We start from the raw sequence: 18,771 nt of genomic DNA on the forward strand, positions 1-18,771 counted from the left end.
CCCGAAGCTGCTGACCACGCAAAAACGGAAATCGGTATGTCAAAAGCGTCTTCGCAGCGCACGCCCGCTCAACTGAGAACTCGCCGCCGCGTGCAGGCCGCCATCGCGCTCGCGGTGCTGCTGTTGCTGATCGGCGCGGCGTTGCTGGTTCGCAGCTGGCACGCGCCGCCCGCAGCGCCGGTGGTCAATCACAGTTATGCCGAAGCCCTCGAACTGGCCCATGCAGGAAAGGCCGGTGCTGCCCGCGTGCTGTATCAGCAATTCAGTCGCACGGATCTGTCGGACATTCGTCGCGCCGGTCTGCTCGTCGAACTGGTCAATTACCCCAGCACTCAGGCGCTGAAAATCCTGCGCGCCGACCTCAAGAGCCCTGCTCCACTGATCCGCCAGACGGCGATCGAAACGGTGGTGAGCATGCTGCCCGAGACGCAGCGCAGTCTGCTGATCGGCCCACTGCTCGACGATGCCGATCAAGGCGTGCGCTTCACTGCAGTCCGTGCCCTGCTGGGGCTGACGCCGGACGATCTGGGTCTGTATTACGGGGCGGTTCAGGAAGCGGCTCAGGAATATGAAAGTGCATTGGTCTCACAACCGCCCAGCGGACAGAGCCAACTTCAACTGTCGCGCCTGTATGTCAACAATGGGCAACCCGATAAGGCATTCGCCGCACTGGAACTGGGGCAGAAACTTGAGCCGAACACGATTCAGATAGGCCTTGCGCAAGTGCAGTTGCTCGATCAGCAAGGCCAGGCCGACCATTCTCGCCAATTGCTGGCGCGACTGCTCGACAGACACCCGCAATCTTCTTTATTGCAACATGCGCTGGGGCAATGGTTGTTGCATCACCAACAAAGCGAATACGCGCTGCTGGCATTGACCAAAGCCGTGGAACTTGAACCGGAGAATGCGGGATATCGCTACGATCTGGCGGTGGCACTGCATGACCTGCAGCAGCTGGAGCCCGCCCAGCGCCAGCTGGAGGACATTCTGCAACGCCAGCCGGCGAACCGACGCGCCCGGATCCTGTTGATTCATTACTGGAAGGAGAACGGTCAACTGCAGAAGGTTCAGGTGCTGCTGGCCGAACTGGAGCAGCAGAACCCCGACGATCCCGTGTTACAACAAGGGCTGTAATGTGCGCAACTCGCCGTGCAGAAACGCGGCACGATAGTTTCCAATATCAGCATAGTTTCAGAAATTACTTACAACACCTTTCTCCTGATACGCAGTTTTTTTGTCAGACCTGCATATCTCGCCGATGAAGTTTCATATAACAATTACCCTCCGGCTATTTTACAAGTGGAAAAAAACGTGCATTATTTACCCGTACCACTTAACTACCCCACCGTTGATGCGACGCCGACCCTGCGCTGTCACTCTTCACCGGTCGAGATGTCACATCCGGGGCAGTCACACAATGAGCGTTGGGCCGATACTTGCGTTTATGTTGCTTGCATTGGGCTGACAACAGCCAATTACCGCCGGAGTACTATATTTGTCCAGACTTGCCGAGTTTCGCGCAGCAGAAAAAGCCCTTCAGGAACAGCTTGCTCAGCTGGAAAGCCTGAAGAACGACGCCGGACTGAAAAAGGAGATCGAATTCGAGCAGAAGCTTCAGGCTCTGATGAGTTCCTACGACAAGAATCTGCGTGACATCATCGCCATCCTCGACCCCAATCCGACCGCGACTGCCGCCGCCCCGGCAGGCCCGAAACGTCGCCGCGCTCGCGTGGTCAAGGTCTATCAGAACCCGCACACGGGTGAGCTGATCGAGACCAAAGGTGGAAACCACCGTGGCCTGAAGGCTTGGAAGGAACAGTATGGCATCGAGGCCGTGGATTCCTGGTTGCGCCGTTGATTGATTGCCGGTGGCCCCTGCGGCAGTGCATGACAGCCCCTGCCAACGGGGCTGTTTGTTTATGAGCCATTATTCAGACAGTTCATTCGCCGTCGGTTGACGGGAAGTTTTCGCACAACACCCGCTTGCGGGAATGCTCAGCCGTTCAACTTCGTATAACCCTGCGATAAGTCCGCGATGCATTAACCCGCGAATTGTTATATCGCGTTGGAATAGCACAACGTGCATCTCCGACACACAAAATGAAGGCGGTGTTATCAATCAAAGATGCGGCCCGGGAGGTCGCAAATTTGACGATCCGCTGAAGGGTGCGATTCTTCACATATTTTTCACACCCTCTTCTACAGGATAAAGGCTGCTAAAGGATTAGCGCCCCATGCTCGCTTCGGCGGGCTTCTTTTTGCCTGTTGCTTTTGCCCCTACAATTGACGCATATCGTTCAGTCGCGACGGACTCAGGGCGTGATGCCCAGACGCAGGCTGTCGCGGATCTGCAGCACTTCATCCTTGTTGGCGGAATAACCCTCTGCCGAGCCCGCGTAAGACAGCGACCAGGCCATGTCCTTGCTGGCGGCAGCGACCAGCGTCTGGGACATCACGTGCACGCCGTTCTGGGTGATGGTGCAGGTGGTTTCCATGGCCGGCACCGCGCTGAGTGTGCTGTCCTTCATCTTCGTGCACACGCTTTGAAAACCACCCTGGGCGAAGTTGACCTGAACCGCCTTGCGCATCGCCAGCAACACGCCCTGAACATTGACCTCATGGCCAGGCTGCAAGCGGGTCTGGGTCAGCTCCACTACCATCGCCGGATCACCGTTGCTGTCGTTTTTCACGGCGCGCTGACGCATCTGCACTGAGGGATGATCAGGGTTCTGCTCCGGCGATGGCAGCGATTCGACTTCCCAGTCGCTTGGCCAGACGATCATTGCATCCGTGGCCCAGGCGCCGCCGGGCAATGCCCAGAGCAGACAAAAGACAGGAAGTAGAAACAAGCGAAACGCGGCAATCATGACCAGCACCTGAACGTCGAATGACAAAGTGTGAGCCACCCGGCAGGTGCCGACAAGGCCGGGACGCCGATGCGTGCGCATTCGGGTTTGGCTCATGGGCCGAGTACCCGTATCATTCGGCAACATTTACAGGACCTACCGGAGACATTCATGAGTCTGCACGAGCTGAACACCTTCCCCGGCGTCACCGCTGAGCCGGACGCCGCCACTGCACAATTCGTGTTCAACCACACCATGTTGCGGGTCAAGGACATCACCGCCTCGCTGGACTTCTACACCCGCGTACTGGGCTTCAGCCTGGTGGAAAAGCGTGACTTCCCGGAAGCCGAATTCAGCCTTTACTTCCTCGCGCTGGTCGACAAGGCGCAGATTCCGGCCGATGACGCCGCGCGCACGGTCTGGATGAAAGGCATTCCGGGCATTCTTGAACTCACTCATAACCACGGCACCGAAAAGGACGCGGCGTTCGCCTACCACAACGGCAACACCGACCCACGGGGCTTCGGCCACATCTGCATTTCGGTGCCGGACGTGCACGTCGCCTGCGCGCGCTTCGAAGCACTGGGCGTGGACTTTCAGAAACGCCTGACCGACGGCCGCATGAAAAGCCTGGCCTTCATCAAGGACCCGGACGGCTATTGGGTGGAGATCATTCAACCAACGCCGGTTGGCGGGGCGTAAGGGTCGAATCCCTGCCCGGTCCGGTTACTTCAAAGACCCGGACCGGCATCGGACTTGTGGGAGGCAGTCTTTCGTGAACAACCCGTTCACGAATCAATACCACCCAACCGGGGCTCAGGCCCTGAAAACAAAAAAACCTCATGATCGCTCATGAGGTTTTTTCGTTTACAGGCTGACTCAGGTGTACATCACGCCGGGGCGCTGGTACGGATCAGGTGATCGAAAGCGCTCAGCGACGCCTTGGCGCCCTCGCCCACAGCGATCACGATTTGCTTGTAAGGCACGGTCGTCACGTCACCGGCCGCGAAGATGCCGGGGATCGACGTCTCGCCGCGTTGATCGATGACGATTTCGCCGCGTGGCGTCAGCTCGATAGTGCCTTTGAGCCATTCGGTGTTCGGCAGCAGACCAATCTGCACGAAGATACCTTCCAGCTCGACGTTGATTTCTTCACCGGTGATGCGGTTCTTGTAACGCAGGCCGTTGACTTTCTGACCGTCGCCGGTCACTTCGCTGGTCAGGGCACTGGTCAGCACTGTCACGTTCGGCAGGCTGTGCAGTTTGCGCTGCAAGACCGCGTCGGCGCGCAACGAACTGTCGAACTCTAGCAAGGTCACGTGGGAAACGATACCGGCCAGGTCGATAGCAGCCTCGACACCCGAGTTACCGCCGCCGATGACCGCAACACGCTTGCCTTTGAACAGCGGGCCGTCGCAGTGAGGGCAATAGGCAACGCCTTTGTTGCGGTATTGCTGCTCGCCGGGAACGTTCATTTCACGCCAGCGCGCGCCGGTCGCCAGAATCACGGTCTTGCTCTTGAGCACGCCGCCGCTGGCGAATTTGACCTGGTGCAGCTCGCCGTCCTTGCCCGGGATCAACTGATCGCCGCGCTGCAGATTCATGATGTCGACGTCGTATTCCTTGACGTGTTCTTCAAGGGCGACAGCCAGTTTCGGGCCTTCGGTGTGCTGAACCGAGATGAAGTTCTCGATCGCCATGGTGTCCAGCACCTGACCGCCGAAACGCTCGGCTGCGACACCGGTGCGAATGCCTTTACGCGCCGCGTAGATAGCTGCGGCCGAACCGGCCGGGCCACCGCCGACGACGAGCACATCGAAGGCTTCTTTGGCGTTGAGTTTCTCTGCCTGACGATCGCCCGCATTGGTGTCGATCTTGGCGAGAATTTCCTCAAGGCCCATGCGGCCCTGACCGAACAGCTCGCCGTTCAGGTAAATGCTCGGCACCGACATGATCTGACGGTCAGTCACTTCCTGCTGGAACAGGCCGCCTTCGATCGCCACGTGTTGCACGTTCGGGTTGAGCACCGCCAGCAGGTTCAACGCCTGAACCACGTCAGGGCAGTTCTGGCAGGTCAGCGAGAAGTACGTCTCGAACTTGAACTCGCCGGTCAGCGCACGGGCCTGTTCAATCGTGTCCTCGCTGGCTTTGGAGGGATAGCCGCCCACTTGCAGCAGCGCCAGCACCAGCGAAGTGAATTCGTGACCCATTGGCAAACCGGCGAAACGCAGCTTGATGTCCTGGCCCGGGCTGTTCAGGGCGAAGGACGGCGTGCGAGCGTCGGCTCCATTGGTGTCCAGGGTGATCTTGTTGGAGCTGCTGACGATGTCATTGAGCAGCGACAGCATTTCCTGGGATTTCGCGCCGTCATCGAGGGACGCGACGATCTCGATCGGGCGAGTGATCCGCTCCAGGTACGATTTCAATTGAGCTTTAAGATTGGCGTCCAACATGATTCGGCTTCCTTTTCATCTTTGAATTCTGGAAAAAACAACGCCCGGGCGATGACCGCCCGGGCGTTTTTTGGGGGCGATGCGGTTTACGTGCTCAAGAGCTCATCGCTCCCGGTCCAGCCATGAGAGTCATGGGGACTTAGATCTTGCCGACCAGATCCAGGGATGGAGCCAGGGTCGCTTCGCCTTCTTGCCATTTGGCAGGGCAAACTTCGCCTGGGTGAGCAGCGACGTACTGAGCAGCCTTGATTTTGCGCAGCAGCTCGGAAGCGTCACGGCCAACGCCGCCGTCGTTCAGTTCAACGATTTTGATCTGACCTTCTGGGTTGATCACGAAAGTACCGCGGTCAGCCAGGCCAGCTTCTTCGATCAGCACGTCAAAGTTGCGGGAGATCGTCAGCGTCGGGTCGCCGATCATGGTGTACTGGATTTTGCCGATGGCTGGCGAAGTGTTGTGCCAGGCAGCGTGGGCAAAGTGGGTGTCGGTGGAAACGCTGTAGATTTCAACGCCCAGCTTCTGGAAAGCGTCGTAGTTGTCAGCCAGGTCTTCCAGCTCGGTTGGGCAAACGAAGGTGAAGTCAGCCGGGTAGAAGAACACCACAGACCATTTGCCTTTCAGGTCGGCGTCCGACACTTCTACGAAGTTGCCGTTCTTGTACGCAGTAGCTTTGAACGGTTTTACTTGGCTGTTGATAATAGGCATCGGGTGGAACTCCTTAGGGTTGTGGAATTTTGCGTTGCGAAATCGATGTGAAGGATATTACGCACAATCGGCAACGAGGGCTCATTGGCAAAGCTCATGCTGACGATTGGTTTTCACTATAAAAGCGCTCTATTAATAGAAGAAATCAGTGACGCTTCAACGTCATAGATTTCCGCTGCCCTGCACGGGCGCTCGATGACCTGCCAATGCAGGATCTGCAGCAATCGGCAGGCCAACGAACTCACCCTTGCGCGGCCGGTTCGATCAGGCTTCTGACGCGTTGCGCCAGCGCATCGATGGAAAAGGGTTTGGTGAGCATGTCCATGCCTTCATCGAGAAAATCCCCGCGAATTTCGGCGTTTGGCGCGTATCCGGTAATGAACAGGACGCGCAGACCAGGCCGATGCTGACGCGCGATCTCAGCCAGTTGCCGGCCGTTCAGCCCGGGCAGGCCGACGTCCGTCACCAACAGATCGATGCGCTGCGGCGACTGAATGAAGGGCAGCGCCGTGTGACTGTCGGACGCCACCTCGACCGTGTAGCCCAGATCCCTCAGCACATCGACCACGAGCATGCGGACGTCGGGCTCGTCTTCGACCACCAGCACGCGCTCGCCCTGGACCGCACGGGGCGGATCGACGCTGTCGTCGGCCACCGCCTGGCGCTCGACAGGCTGGAAGTGACACGGCAGGTACAGGTCGACCCGAGTGCCGCGGCCCTCGCTGCTGTCGATCAGCACCTGTCCCCCGGTCTGGTTGATGAAGCCGTAGACCATCGACAGGCCAAGTCCTGTGCCCTGCCCGATCGGTTTGGTGGTGAAGAACGGGTCGAAGGCCCGCGCGATGACTTCCCCGGACATACCGCAGCCGGTGTCCTGCACGCCCAGCCGCACATAATCGCCGGGGGCCAGAGAATCATGCAGCACAGCCACGTGGGCCAGCTCGGTCTGAATCAGCAGGCGTCCGCCGTCGGGCATCGCATCGCGGGCGTTGATCACCAGGTTCAGCAGCGCGTTCTCCAGCTGATGCTCATCGGTATTGGTCAGACGCAGGGCGCTGTTGAGGTCGACCTCCAGCTCGATGCTTTCACCAATGGTGCGCCGCAACAGCTCTTCCATGGACACGACCATGCGATTGACGTCCACCGGGCGCGGATTGAGCGACTGGCGCCGGGCGAATGCGAGCAGCCGGTGGGTCAAAGAGGCAGCGCGGTTGGCTGAACTCATGGCCGCATCGATGTAGCGATCGATCTCCGACACCCGCCCCGCCGCAACGCGCCGCTGGATCAGATCCAGCGCGCCCAGCACGCCGGTGAGCATGTTGTTGAAGTCGTGGGCGATGCCGCCGGTGAGCTGACCGATCGCGTCCATTTTCTGCGCGTGGCGCAGCGCCTCTTCGGCCTGGGCGCGCTCGCTGATCTCGATCTGCAGCCGCTGGTTGATGTCCGCCAGTTCGCGGGTGCGCTCGGCCACGCGCAGTTCAAGGCTTTCGTTCAGCTCGCGCAGTGCGTCCTCCGCCTTGACCTGGGCGGTGATGTCGGTGCTTGTCCCGAGCCAATAGGTGATGTTGCCGCTTTCGTCGCGAATGGGCAGCGCGCGGGAGAGAAACCAGCGGTACAGACCGTCCTTGCCACGCAACGGAAAGGTGTCTTCCCAGATCGAGCCCGTGGCGAAGCAGCGGCGCAGTCGGGACTCCACGCGTTGCAGATGATCCGGGTGATACAACGAGCGCCAGCCCAGCGCCATCATCGCCTCGTGAGAGGTGCCGGTGTAGCTGTACCAGCGCTGGTTGTACCAATAGATCCTGCCGCCCGGATCGGCGATCCAGGCCAACTGGCTCATGTTATCGGCCAGGCTGCGAAACTGCCGCTCACTCTCGTGCAGAGCTTCTGCTCTGGAGAACGCCTGGTCGTCAGGTCCAACGGGATTCAAAGGCATGGCTGCCGCAAAGCTCTTGCTGGTACTGGTCAAAAAGTGGGTCCGTCCCTGATTACGTTAGCTCGCCCGCCCCAATCCATGGGGCCGGACGCTTTTACATGAATGCCGCCCGGTGTCAGCGCGTGGCGGTACGCATGGTGACAAATTCCTCTGCCGCTGTCGGATGCACGCCGATGGTGTCGTCGAAAATCTGCTTGGTGGCGCCAGCCTTGAGGGCAATCGCCAGACTCTGGACGATCTCTCCTGCATCCGGGCCGACCATGTGGCAACCCAACACGCGATCGGACTGGGCGTCGACCACCAGCTTCATCAGCGTGCGCTCCTGATTGTCCGTCAGGGACAGCTTCATCGGGCGGAAGCGGCTCTCGAAAATCTGCACATCATGCCCGGCTTTTATCGCCTCGGCTTCGGTGAGACCCACCGTGCCGATATTCGGCAGGCTGAACACCGCCGTCGGAATGTGCCGATAGTCCACGGCGCGGTACTGCTCAGGCTTGAACAGCCGTCGCGCGACCGCCATGCCTTCGGCGAGCGCCACGGGCGTCAGTTGCACGCGGCCGATGATATCGCCCACCGCGATGATCGACGGTTCGCTGGTCTGATAGTGCTCGTTGACCTTGATGAAGCCTTTGTCGTCGAGCGCGACGTTGACCGTGTCCATGCCCAGATTGTCGAGCATCGGACGGCGCCCGGTCGCATAGAAGACGCAGTCGGTATTGAACGAGCTGCCATCGTTGAGCGTCAGCTCGAGGGTACCGTCGGCCAGCTTCTCGATGCGCTCGATCTGCGTGTTGAAGCGGATGTCCATGTGGTGCTTGGTCAGCTCCTGATGCAGGTGCGTGCGCACGCTGTCATCGAAGCCGCGCAGGAACAGCTCGCCACGGTACATCAGCGACACCTCGGCGCCGAGGCCATTGAAAATCGAGGCGAACTCCACGGCAATGTAACCGCCACCGACCACCACGACGCGCTTGGGCATCTGCTTGAGGAAGAACACTTCATTGGACGTGATGGCGTGCTCGCGGCCGGGGATCTCCGGTATCTGCGGCCAGCCGCCGGTGGCGATCATGATGTGCTCGGCGGTATGCACCTGGCCGTTGACCTCGACCGCGTGCGGCCCGCGCAGACGCGCATGCCCTTCCATCAAAGTCACGCCGCTGTTTTTGAGCAGGTCACGGTAAACACCGTTGAGACGGCTGATTTCCTGATTCTTGTTGGCAATCAGCGTCGGCCAGTCGAATTCGGCTTCGCCGCTGCTCCAGCCAAAACTTTTGGCCTGTTCGAATTCTTCGGAAAAATGCGCGCCGTAGACCATCAACTTCTTCGGCACACAGCCTACGTTGACGCAGGTGCCTCCCAGATAGCGGCTTTCGGCGACCGCCACGCGTGCACCAAAACCGGCGGAAAACCGTGCGGCGCGAACGCCTGCGGAACCGGCGCCGATCACGAAAAGGTCGAAGTCGTAGGTCATTTCTGTCTCCTTGGCAGGCCGCTAGCATAACCGCTCCAGCGCTCTCGGCAAGTTCTGTAGGACAGAAACGACAAAGCCACCCGAAGGTGGCTTTGTCTGACATACAGCTGCCGGAGACTTCCCGGCACAGTCGTGTTACTGGGTGGATTTACCCGTCTTGTAGAAGTGCTCGAAGCAGAAGTTGGTCGCTTCCACGTAGCCTTCAGCGCCACCGCAGTCGAAACGCTTGCCTTTGAATTTGTAGGCCAGCACATTGCCTTCGGCGGCCTGCTTCATGAGGGCGTCAGTGATCTGGATCTCGCCGCCTTTGCCTGGCTCGGTCTGTTCGATCTTCTCGAAGATGTCCGGGGTCAGGATGTAGCGACCGATGATCGCCAGGTTCGACGGTGCATCTTCAGGCTTTGGCTTCTCGACCATGTCGGTGACGCGGAACAGGCCGGGCTTGATTTCTTCACCGGCAATGACGCCGTACTTGTTGGTTTCGTTCGGGTCGACTTCCTGAATCGCCACGATCGAGCACTTGTACTGCTTGTGCAGCGCGACCATCTGGGCCAGCACGCCGTCACCGTCCAGGTTCACGCACAGGTCGTCCGCCAACACCACGGCGAAGGCCTCGTTACCAATCAACGGACGACCGCTAAGGATCGCGTGGCCCAGGCCTTTCATTTCGGTCTGACGGGTGTAGGAGAAGCTGCATTCGTCGATCAGGCGACGGATACCGACCAGGTATTTCTCTTTGTCGGTGCCTTTGATCTGGTGTTCGAGCTCGTAGCTGATGTCGAAGTGGTCTTCCAAGGCGCGTTTACCGCGACCGGTCACGATGGAGATTTCATTCAAACCCGCAGCAAGTGCTTCTTCCACGCCGTACTGGATCAGTGGCTTGTTGACAACTGCCAGCATCTCTTTGGGCATGGCTTTGGTCGCTGGCAAGAAGCGAGTGCCGTAACCGGCTGCAGGGAACAAGCATTTCTTGATCATATGAGTCCTTGATGAGGCTGGGGGTGTTGCGGCGCAGTCTAATGAGGCGGCGATGACCTTACAATGGCCGCCACTGGCCGTTCGCTGCCATGGTAGAGGAATAGTTGCGCAGATAGTTCCACACAATTGCCGAGAATACGATGGCAAGCCTGGGCGAACGGATCCCGTAGACCGGCGCGGCGCATGACCCGCTGATTATTCTTAGTCCCTCCGGTCACTCGTGCGTGGTGATCCTTCTCAGCGCAACGGCCATTCAGTGACCCACGAGAGCGTAGCCGCGTTAACGCCTGCGTGCAGGAAAACTGCGATTGCCCTTTACCCGCCGCGCTTTATCATAAGCGGCTGAATCACTTGTCGAGACGGATCGATGTCGGAAGTCAAAAGCGTAAACGGTTACCAGATCAAAAAACTGCAGGACGGCCAGTGGTGGCTGGTGGGGCACGATGAAGAGGCGGTCGCCGGGCCGTTCGCCAGCGAGAGCAGTGCCATCGAGGTCGCGGCGGTGTTCCAGGACACGCCAGCGCCGCGTCGCCGGGCGGACAAAAAAAACTGAGACCGCTGCCGGCCGCCTCGCAACGAGGCGGCCCCGGCACACCCCCAGAAAGCCTTTCGGTTAAAAATTCTTCGATGATGCCGGAACGATGGCACCGCGCCCAAGTCTGACAATTGCTGCCGCTATTCGGCCCCTCATTGTGAAGCACCTGAACATGACCAAGATTTTGTCCATCATTGCAGTACTGGGCCTGACAGGCTGTGCCACCGCACAAAACACTTACCTCAAGAACGGCCAGCAAGGCCTGAACATCGACTGCTCCGGCGAGGCGATGTCATGGGCCGCGTGCTACGAGAAGGCCGACGCATCCTGCGCCGGTACCGGCTACAACATCGTCAGCACGAACGGCACACCGCAGCCCAAAGATGACGACAAAACGCTGGGCGTCGACGTCGGCAACTACAAGACGCGCAGCGTGCTGGTGGTCTGCAAGTAACGCCATCGGCCAGCCCCGGCAGGCAGACGCCGACGGACTGGCCTCCTCAGAAGCCCCCAATCCCTCATTCGCCCGAGATACAGGCGGTGACCGCGTGCTGCACGTCTTTGGGGCGCAACGGATTATTGCCCATGCGCTCGAACAGCTTGATCGAACTGCCACTGGAGCGCGGTTCGATGTCGACGATCGCAGCCGGATCGCTGCTCATGAGCTTCTGCGGAACGATCACTCGCAACCCGGCGTGGCGGGGCTCGATCTGCGGAGGTTTGCGGCTGTCGGCGATGCGTCCGACGAAGCAGGATGCATAGTCCTTGGGACTCTTGCCCGACATGACGCTCATTGTCGCGGGAGTGTGCTCGATGTCGTTGACGGTCGCACAACCTGTCATCGCCAGAGCCAGAATAACAACCGCCAGTTTCATACAATCCCTCCAGTAAAGGTGCTTACGACAAGCCATGCTTGAATTAAATCCCGGCGCCTGTGACCTTTCCCCTGCGGCGCGGCAATAAAAACCGCAACGACGAGCAACGACCAGGCTTGCCGTGCTATCTTTTCGCGTTTTCGAGAATGCCCTGTCTCCGGAGACACCCATGAAATTCGTACACCAGCGCGAGCACCTCAACGAAGACGACATGGTCGTCATCGAGTGCTCCCAGCTCTGCAACATACGCCTGATGAGCGACGCGAATTTCCGCAGCTTCAAGAACGGCGGACGCCACACTTACCACGGCGGCGCATTCGATCGCTTCCCGGCCAAGATTGCCGTGCCGAGCACCGGCTTCTGGAACATCACCATCGATACCGCCGGGCGCAAGATGGACACTCACGGTGGTCGCAAAACCACTTTCACCCATTCGATCAAGATCGTCCGTCGCTCGTCTTCGCGCCTGAGCTGATGCGCCCATTGAACACCGGCCCACGTGAAAACCTTGTGTTCTCGCGCACGCCGTCAAGCTGTCGCCAAGGAGTCAACCGTGAATAGCCCTGCCCCCGTGATCAAATACGCCATCAGCTACAAGCTCAACGGTGAGCGCCGTTTCGAATTTGCCCTGTTGCAATCCCCTTCCGCCGACGAAGCCCTGGCCGCGCTGCAGAAAATGCACAGCGGCAGCGACGATGTGATCAGCGACGTCAAGGTCAGCAAAGCACTGTAATTCCGGTAGCGCCGCGATGATACAACGCAAAGGGATGACGCCCGCCACTTTCGACCTGTTTGCCGATGAGGCTGCGCAGCCGCCGGCAACGGAGCAGATCGGTCCGCAGTCGTGGGTGTTGCGTGGTTTTGCCCTGCCGCTGATGGTGCGACTGCTGCCAGCGCTGGAAGCCGTTCTGAACCAGGCGCCCTTTCGCCACATGGTCACGCCCGGTGGTTACACCATGTCGGTGGCACTGACCAGTTGCGGGCAATATGGCTGGACCACCGACCGCAGCGGCTATAAATACAGCCCCGTCGATCCAGCCACCGGCCAGCCGTGGCCGGACATCCCGGAGGTCTTCAGGGAGCTGGCGCGAGCGGCTGCCGAGGCCGGCGGTTTTCCCGGATTCGAGCCGGATGCCTGCCTGATCAACCGCTACATACCCGGCGCGAAGATGTCACTGCATCAGGACAAGGACGAGCGCGATCATGGCTGGCCGGTGGTGTCAGTGTCGCTCGGCATTCCCGCGATGTTCCTGTTCGGCGGCCATGCCCGCAGTGACGGCACGCAGCGCGTGCCGTTGTTTCATGGCGATGTGGTGGTCTGGGGCGGCGAAGATCGCCTGCGCTATCACGGGGTCATGCCCATCCGACAGGCCGAGCACCCGCAACTGGGCGAGCAACGCATCAACTTCACCTTCCGCAAGGCCCGCTGAAGGCGCACGCCGAAGTCGGCGGCGTCGACTCAACTGGCCAGCAGCTTCGCAGTCGCCCGGGTCTTGACCGGGCAGACCACGCGATGCAGGTTCAGCGCCGTATTGATGATGCCGATGTGGCTGAACGCCTGCGGGAAGTTGCCCAGCATGCGCCCGGCACGCGGGTCGTATTGTTCGGCAAGCAGGCCCACGTCGTTGCACAACCCGCACAAGCGGTCGAACAGCGCGCTCGCCTCCTCCTCGCGTCCCTGCAGCACGTACACGTCGGCCAGCCAGAACGAGCACACCAGAAATGTTCCTTCGCTGCCGGACACGCCGTCCGTGCTGCGCTCACTGTCATAACGCAGCAGCAAACCGTCCTGCATCAACGATTGCTCGATCTGCGCGACCGTGCCCGTCACCCGCGGATCGTCCACCGGCAAGAAACCGGTCAGTGCGATCTGCAGCAGGCTGGCGTCCAGTTCCTTGCCGCCGTAGGTCTGCACGAAGCTGCCCAGCGCCTCGTCATAGCCGTGGGCGCAGACGTCGGCATGAATCTGGTCGGCGATCTGCCGATAATGTCGTCCGCGCTCGCGCTCTTCCTGACTGTCGCTTTGCGCCAGGACGCCGGCGTTACGATCGAACGATACCCAGGCCATGACTTTCGAGTGCGTGAAGTGCCGAGGCTCGGAGCGAATTTCCCAGATACCGGCGTCGGGCCGGTGCCAGACCTTTTCCAGAAACGGCATGATCACTTTCTGGATCTGCGTGCTGCGCGGCAGACGCGGCAAACCGCTCTTCAGCGCCTGGGTCATTGCATCCGCCACTTCCCCATAGACATCCAGCTGCATCTGGGTGGCAGCGGCATTGCCAACGCGCACCGGCCGTGAGTGCTCGTACCCTGCCAGCCACGGCAACTGATATTCCGGCAGACGCCGCTCACCGCCCAGCCCGTACATGATCTGCACTTGCTCGGGGTTGCCGGCCACCGAACGCAACAGCCAGTTACGCCACGCGGTGGCCTCTTCGTAATAACCCAGATTCATGAACGCCAGCAGCGTCATGGTGGCATCGCGTAGCCAGCAGAAACGGTAATCCCAATTGCGCTCGCCGCCCAACTGTTCCGGCAGCGAGGTGGTCACCGCCGCGACGATCCCGCCAGTGGGCGCATAGGTCATCGCTTTGAGCGTGATCAACGAGCGCTTGACCTGTTCGGTCCAGGGACCAACGTCCGGGCAGCGATCGGAAAACGCCCGCCAGAAGGACTCGGTCTGCTGCAACGCGCGCTCGACGTCGAACGCTTCGCGCACCGGTTCGTGGGAGGCCTGCCAGGACAATGCAAAACCAAGGCGCTGGCCGGCCTGAACGGTAAACAGGCTTTCGGTGTGATGATCCAGCGGATGCAGTTCGGCGGGCGTGCGCAGCACCAACATGTCCGGTCCGGCGACGGCGGTCATGGTATGTGGATCGCGCTTCTCGACCCACGGCACGGTGCTGCCGTAGTCGAAACGGATGGCGAGGTCCATGGCGAAATCGACCCGGCCCTGCAGCCCGACGACGATGCGCACCACGCTGCTATCGACCTCCATCGGCATGAAATCGATGAGCAACGCCTTGCCGGTGTCGGTGGTGAACAGGGTTTCGAGGATCAGCGTGCCGTCACGGTAGCGCCGCCGCGACTGGCTTTTTGCATCGGTGGGCGCCAGTTTCCAGCGACCATTGTCGCTGTCGCCCAATAACGCGGCAAAACAGGCTGGGGCGTCGAAACGCGGGAAACACAACCAGTCCAGCGACCCGTCGCGGGCGACCAACGCGGCAGTCCGGCAGTTGCCGAGCAGCGCGTAATCTTCGATCAATACAGCCATGGGAACAGAATTCCTCCTGGTGTCTGAGAAGCCTGCAGGCGCACGGCACGCTGACGATCACTCGTGAAGACGCGAGGATCGGCTGGCCGGACGGCTGCAGGAAGGTGCCGCGCCAGTCAGCGCGGCAGAATGTAACGCTCGATGGCAGCCGCCAGGCCGTCCTCCGTGTTGCTGTCGGTGACGTAGTTGGCCTGCGTCTTGACGCCGACTTCTGCCTGACCCATCGCGATCGACAGCCCGGCACGCAGAAACATCGCGACGTCGTTGCCGGCGTCACCGATGGCCGCCGTGTGCGCCAGATCGACGCCCAGCGTCTGCGCCAGTGTTTCCAGCGCCGACCCCTTATTGGCGTCCAGCGCGGTCACGTCCAGGTAGTACGACTGCGAGCGCGCCGCCCTTGCAGCCTCGGCAATCAGCGGATTGAGCTGGACCTCAAGACGCTTGAGCAGCTCGAAGTCCTTGCTGGCGGCGACGATTTTGTCGATGCGATCAAGGTAGTCCTCGAAATGCTCGACCTGCACGAAGTCATAACCCAGCGTGTTGCGCTCATGCTCGACGTAATCCCCTTGCGGGTCGAGCAGCAGCCATTGGTCGTCGGCGAACACCCACACCGACACGTTCTCGCCGGCAAACAGCTCAAGGCTGGTTCGCGCCGCTTTCGGGTCGATGCGATGAGCCTTGAGCAAACTGCCGTCGGGCTTGATGATGTTGGCGCCGTTGAAGGCCACGGTCGGCACTTCGATGCCCAATGCCTCGATCTGCTGACGCATGGCCCGGGGCGGCCGGCTGCTGGCCACCGAGAAATGAATCCCGGCTGCCTGCAGCTTGCGCACCGCGTCGATGTTGGCCTGACTCAGGCTGTGATCGGGTCGCAGCAACGTGCCATCGATGTCGGACAGCATGAAACGGATGAGGGGTTGCGTGGCGTCACTCATCCCAGGCGTTGCCAGCTGTGGCCATCGCGGGCCAGCAGTTCATCCGCCGCCGCCGGGCCATCGTCACCGGCCTTGTAGAACTCCACTTGCGGATCCTTGGCCCAGGCATCGATGAAGGGCTGCACGGCACGCCAACCGTTCTCGATATTGTCGGCCCGCTGGAACAGGGTCTGATCGCCGGTCAGGCAGTCATAGATCAGGGTTTCGTACCCGGTCGATGGCTGCATCTCGAAGAAGTCCTTGTACGCGAAGCCCAGCTCGATGGTCTGCATGTCCAGGGTCGGCCCTGGCTTTTTCGCCTGCAGGTCGAACCACATGCCTTCATCGGGCTGGATCTGGATCTTCAGGAAGTTAGGCGCTACGCGGTCCACGTCGGTGTCCCGGAACTGCGCATAAGGCGCAGGCTTGAAGCAGATCGCAATTTCGGTGTCGCGCACGCTCATGCGCTTGCCGGTGCGCAGATAAAACGGCACACCGACCCATCGCCAGTTGTCGACCATGACTTTGAGCGCGACATAGGTTTCCGTGTTGCTGTCCGCCGCGACGCGGTCCTCTTCACGGTAACCCGGCACGCTCTTGTCGCCGATCGTGCTTTCGGTGTACTGCCCACGCACCGAGTTGGCCAGTGCTTCCATTTCCGACCACGGCCTGATCGCGCCGATGACCTTGGCCTTTTCACCGCGCACGGCGTCGGCTCCGAATGCCGCCGGCGGTTCCATGGCGACCATCGCCAGCAACTGGAACAGGTGATTGGGCACCATGTCCCGCAGCGCGCCGGTGGTTTCATAGAAACTGCCGCGCGTCTCGACGCCGACGGTTTCAGCGGCGGTGATCTGCACATGGTCGATGTAATGGTTGTTCCAGAACGATTCGAACAGGCCGTTGGAGAAACGGCTGACCAGAATGTTCTGCACCGTTTCCTTGCCCAGATAGTGATCGATCCGGTAGATCTGCTTCTCGCTCATGACCTTCAGCAAGCAGTTGTTCAGCGCCACGGCGCTGGGCAGGTCATGGCCAAACGGTTTCTCGATCACCACGCGACGGAAATGATCGTCGCCCTCGACCATCAGCCCCGAGGAGCCGAGACGCTTGGTCACTTCACTGAAAAAGCGCGGCGCGGTCGCCAGGTAGAACACGGCATTGCGCGTGCCGGTGCTTTTGATCTTGTCGTCGATGGCGCTGTAGGTCGCATCGTCGAGAAAATCACCTGTGATGTAGGTGATGCGCTTGGCCAGACTGCCCCACAGCGCCGGATCCAGTGGCTCTTCGCCGCCCTGGGCGACCTTGTTGGCCGCCTCCTGGCGAATGAAGTCTTCCAGCTTCCTGGCGAAGTCGGCATCGCTGACGGTGTTGTGGTCAACGCCGACGATGTGCAGGTCCTCGCCAACCAGTCCGTCACGGAACAGGTTGTAGAGGGCCGGCATCAGCAGTCGCTTGACCAGATCACCGTGCGCGCCGAACAGGAACAGCGTGGTCGCCGGAGCGACCGGGGCTTTCTGCTTGCTTCGGGATAAACCCATTATTTTGGTTCCTTATGACCACCAAATCCGAAACGCATGGCGGAGAGCATCTTGTCGCCGTACGTGCTTTGTTGACGGGAACGGAAGCGAGCGAACAACGAAGTGGACAGCACCGGAACCGGCACGGCCTGCTCCATCGCCGCTTCGATGGTCCAGCGGCCTTCACCACTATCGGCCACGGAACCGGAATAGGCATTGAGCTGAGGATCGGTCGCCAGTGCATCGGCGGTCAGGTCCAGCAGCCAGGACGACACCACGCTGCCGCGACGCCAGACTTCGGCGATATCGCCCAGGTTCAGGTCGAAACGCTGTTCGGCGGGCAGGTTGTCCGAGTTCTTGGTCTTGAGGATGTCGAAGCCCTCGGCGAAGGCCTGCATCATCCCGTACTCGATACCGTTATGGATCATCTTGACGAAGTGACCGGCGCCCGGCGGGCCGGCGTGGATGTAGCCCTGCTCGGCGCGAGGGTCGGCATCCTTGGCGCGGTCTTTGGTGCGCGGGATGTTGCCGATGCCCGGTGCCAGGGTCTTGAACAGCGGATCGAGGCGATCGACGACCTCGGTTTCGCCGCCGATCATCATGCAGTAGCCACGCTCCAGGCCCCAGACGCCGCCCGACGTGCCGACATCGACGTAATGCAGGCCTTTTTCCTTGAGCGCGATGGAGCGACGGACGTCGTCCTTATAGAACGTGTTGCCGCCGTCGATGATGACATCGTCCTCATCCAGCAGGTCGGCCAGCACATTGATGGTGTCTTCGGTTGGAGCGCCAGCAGGCAACATCACCCAGACGGCTCGAGGTTTTTCCAGTGCGGCGACCAGTGACTTGAGGTCATTGGCTGGCGTCGAACCTTCGTTGGCGAGCACGGTGCGAGACTGCTCATCGCGATCATAAACCACAGTGGTGTGGCCATTGAGCATCAGTCGACGTGCGATGTTGCCGCCCATGCGGCCTAGTCCAACAATCCCGAGTTGCATGTAGAGGTGCTCCTTAATCAAATACAGGGGTGCCTCATTTTATAGCCCAGTGCCGCATATAGGGTTAGTCCGGGGAGGCAAACGAAGGTTTCCCGGTGAAAATAGTTTCATGTACCGCCAGGCAGAGGTCTGCAAGACTGCCTTAAGACGCCGGTTTTCGCGATCAAGAAACGTTCGCGACAATTAAAAATAAAAAAGTTCCTTTTTTGCGCAAAAGAAATCAGAATTCCCGCCGATAGAGGTAGGAAGCAAGGACACAGTCGGGTAG

At 60.2% G+C, this 18,771-nt stretch carries 18 protein-coding genes and 1 pseudogene; 8 read left to right on the plus strand and 11 right to left on the minus strand.

The window, feature by feature from the left end:
- The first annotated feature begins 36 nt into the window (after positions 1–36).
- Together AAGQ88_RS15480 and AAGQ88_RS15485 are read left to right on the plus strand one after the other, a co-directional pair.
- Positions 37–1,134 (plus strand): hypothetical protein, encoded by a 1,098-nt coding sequence (locus AAGQ88_RS15480; RefSeq protein WP_342652848.1) that lies wholly within the window; start codon positions 37–39, stop codon positions 1,132–1,134.
- A 361-nt stretch (positions 1,135–1,495) separates the two neighbouring features.
- A complete protein-coding gene (locus tag AAGQ88_RS15485) occupies positions 1,496–1,858 on the plus strand; it encodes a histone-like nucleoid-structuring protein, MvaT/MvaU family (RefSeq protein ID WP_285425369.1) in 363 nt (120 codons plus the stop codon).
- A gap of 454 nt (positions 1,859–2,312) precedes the next feature.
- Here AAGQ88_RS15485 and AAGQ88_RS15490 read toward each other — a convergent pair whose 3' ends face one another.
- On the minus strand, positions 2,313–2,867 hold the full coding sequence (locus AAGQ88_RS15490) for a DUF4946 domain-containing protein (protein ID WP_342655819.1): 555 nt from the start codon (positions 2,865–2,867) through the stop codon (positions 2,313–2,315).
- Positions 2,868–3,017: 150 nt separating this feature from the next.
- Between AAGQ88_RS15490 and gloA the strand changes: the two genes are divergently transcribed.
- Positions 3,018–3,548, plus strand: coding sequence for a lactoylglutathione lyase (gene gloA / locus AAGQ88_RS15495; protein WP_285425370.1), 531 nt, complete (start codon positions 3,018–3,020; stop codon positions 3,546–3,548).
- Between the two features lie 188 nt (positions 3,549–3,736).
- On the opposite strand, the gene ahpF is transcribed toward gloA, so the two are convergent.
- From ahpF to galU, 5 genes and pseudogenes are all read right to left on the minus strand, one after another.
- Entirely contained in the window at positions 3,737–5,299 is a 1,563-nt protein-coding gene (ahpF, locus tag AAGQ88_RS15500; RefSeq protein WP_342652849.1) for an alkyl hydroperoxide reductase subunit F, read from the minus strand.
- Between the two features lie 139 nt (positions 5,300–5,438).
- Positions 5,439–6,002, minus strand: a complete 564-nt coding sequence (ahpC, locus tag AAGQ88_RS15505; protein ID WP_017128507.1) for an alkyl hydroperoxide reductase subunit C — start codon at positions 6,000–6,002, stop codon at positions 5,439–5,441.
- Between the two features lie 241 nt (positions 6,003–6,243).
- A pseudogene (locus AAGQ88_RS15510) lies at positions 6,244–7,914 on the minus strand (ATP-binding protein); the annotation flags it as partial.
- A gap of 139 nt (positions 7,915–8,053) precedes the next feature.
- Complete coding sequence (gorA, locus tag AAGQ88_RS15515; RefSeq protein WP_342652850.1) at positions 8,054–9,409, minus strand: glutathione-disulfide reductase; 1,356 nt, start codon at positions 9,407–9,409, stop codon at positions 8,054–8,056.
- Between the two features lie 135 nt (positions 9,410–9,544).
- Positions 9,545–10,387: a UTP--glucose-1-phosphate uridylyltransferase GalU gene (galU, locus tag AAGQ88_RS15520; RefSeq protein WP_342652851.1), complete on the minus strand. Its 843-nt coding sequence runs from the start codon at positions 10,385–10,387 to the stop codon at positions 9,545–9,547.
- 367 nt (positions 10,388–10,754) lie between these two features.
- Between galU and AAGQ88_RS15525 the strand changes: the two genes are divergently transcribed.
- Together AAGQ88_RS15525 and AAGQ88_RS15530 are read left to right on the plus strand one after the other, a co-directional pair.
- Positions 10,755–10,940, plus strand: coding sequence for a hypothetical protein (locus tag AAGQ88_RS15525; RefSeq protein ID WP_285425373.1), 186 nt, complete (start codon positions 10,755–10,757; stop codon positions 10,938–10,940).
- 154 nt (positions 10,941–11,094) lie between these two features.
- A complete protein-coding gene (locus tag AAGQ88_RS15530) occupies positions 11,095–11,376 on the plus strand; it encodes a hypothetical protein (protein WP_285425375.1) in 282 nt (93 codons plus the stop codon).
- Positions 11,377–11,440: 64 nt separating this feature from the next.
- Here AAGQ88_RS15530 and AAGQ88_RS15535 read toward each other — a convergent pair whose 3' ends face one another.
- On the minus strand, positions 11,441–11,797 hold the full coding sequence (locus AAGQ88_RS15535; RefSeq protein ID WP_285425377.1) for a hypothetical protein: 357 nt from the start codon (positions 11,795–11,797) through the stop codon (positions 11,441–11,443).
- 169 nt (positions 11,798–11,966) lie between these two features.
- On the opposite strand from AAGQ88_RS15535, the gene AAGQ88_RS15540 reads away from it, so the two are divergent.
- From AAGQ88_RS15540 to alkB, 3 genes are all read left to right on the plus strand, one after another.
- Positions 11,967–12,272, plus strand: a complete 306-nt coding sequence (locus AAGQ88_RS15540; RefSeq protein ID WP_093458953.1) for a DUF1883 domain-containing protein — start codon at positions 11,967–11,969, stop codon at positions 12,270–12,272.
- Positions 12,273–12,350: 78 nt separating this feature from the next.
- Positions 12,351–12,530, plus strand: a complete 180-nt coding sequence (locus AAGQ88_RS15545) for a hypothetical protein (RefSeq protein ID WP_285425378.1) — start codon at positions 12,351–12,353, stop codon at positions 12,528–12,530.
- A gap of 16 nt (positions 12,531–12,546) precedes the next feature.
- Positions 12,547–13,227 (plus strand): DNA oxidative demethylase AlkB, encoded by a 681-nt coding sequence (gene alkB, locus AAGQ88_RS15550; RefSeq protein ID WP_342652852.1) that lies wholly within the window; start codon positions 12,547–12,549, stop codon positions 13,225–13,227.
- Positions 13,228–13,256: 29 nt separating this feature from the next.
- On the opposite strand, the gene AAGQ88_RS15555 is transcribed toward alkB, so the two are convergent.
- From AAGQ88_RS15555 to gnd, 4 genes are all read right to left on the minus strand, one after another.
- A complete protein-coding gene (locus tag AAGQ88_RS15555) occupies positions 13,257–15,071 on the minus strand; it encodes a glycoside hydrolase family 15 protein (RefSeq protein WP_342652853.1) in 1,815 nt (604 codons plus the stop codon).
- Between the two features lie 116 nt (positions 15,072–15,187).
- Positions 15,188–16,006 (minus strand): HAD family hydrolase, encoded by an 819-nt coding sequence (locus AAGQ88_RS15560; protein WP_342652854.1) that lies wholly within the window; start codon positions 16,004–16,006, stop codon positions 15,188–15,190.
- Positions 16,003–17,526: a glucose-6-phosphate dehydrogenase gene (gene zwf, locus AAGQ88_RS15565; protein ID WP_285425382.1), complete on the minus strand. Its 1,524-nt coding sequence runs from the start codon at positions 17,524–17,526 to the stop codon at positions 16,003–16,005. The genes AAGQ88_RS15560 and zwf overlap by 4 nt, the downstream gene beginning before the upstream one ends.
- Entirely contained in the window at positions 17,526–18,503 is a 978-nt protein-coding gene (gene gnd / locus AAGQ88_RS15570) for a phosphogluconate dehydrogenase (NAD(+)-dependent, decarboxylating) (RefSeq protein WP_285425383.1), read from the minus strand. Before gnd ends, zwf begins: the two co-directional genes overlap by 1 nt.
- Positions 18,504–18,771: the final 268 nt, after the last annotated feature.

It is taken from the genome of Pseudomonas sp. F3-2 (genome assembly GCF_038804275.1).
Lineage (GTDB): Bacteria > Pseudomonadota > Gammaproteobacteria > Pseudomonadales > Pseudomonadaceae > Aquipseudomonas.